At 42.7% G+C, this 705-nt stretch carries 1 protein-coding gene; it reads left to right on the top strand.

The window, feature by feature from the left end:
• A partial coding sequence (locus CWB80_RS22060) for an outer membrane beta-barrel protein (protein WP_502705022.1) occupies positions 1 to 705 on the top strand: 705 nt, incomplete at both ends.

Here is a 705-nt window from a genome sequence, read left to right as displayed (position 1 = left end):
CAGGTGAAGCTATTCAAATGTCATATGATTTTGACGGTGATGGTCAGGTTGATGAGGTTAATTTAAGTACTGATGAACTTGCTTTACCAGAGGCTAAGCGTAAGTACTTAGCACTTGAGTTTACCTTAGACGGCAATGTGACGGATGATTTACGTATTAATACCTCATATACCTGGTCACATAGTTATGGTAACACCGAAGGGCTTGTGAAAACGGATAACGACCAAGCTGATCCAGGCTGGACAACCTCTTATGACTATGGCGATTTGATGGATCACGGCTACGGTAACTTACCTAACGACCACCGCCATGCATTTAAATTCAGTGGTGCATACAACATCACAGAAGCTCTGACCATTGGTCTTGTTGCCCGTACTACATCAGGCCGTCCTAAAAGTTACTTTTCAGTTCATCCAGCGGGCGTAGATAGCTGTGCAGAGGGGAATCCTTGGGATGCGTGTATTAGCCAATACTATGATCAAGCATCACATTACGATGAAAATGGTAATCCAGCTCCTCGTGGTAGCAAAGGAAACCTACCTTGGTTAACGAATGTCGATATGTCATTGACTTATAACACGGACTTTTTTGGTACCGATATGACTTTAAAAGGCACCGTCTATAACTTATTTGATGGTGATAGTGCTATGTCAATCAATGAAGAGCGTGCGCAGTACGGTGATAATGGCTTAGAACTGATTGAAT

The organism is Pseudoalteromonas sp. S1650, from assembly GCF_005887195.1.
Taxonomy (GTDB): domain Bacteria; phylum Pseudomonadota; class Gammaproteobacteria; order Enterobacterales; family Alteromonadaceae; genus Pseudoalteromonas; species Pseudoalteromonas simplex.
This window is presented reverse-complemented; position numbering and strand designations above follow the sequence as displayed.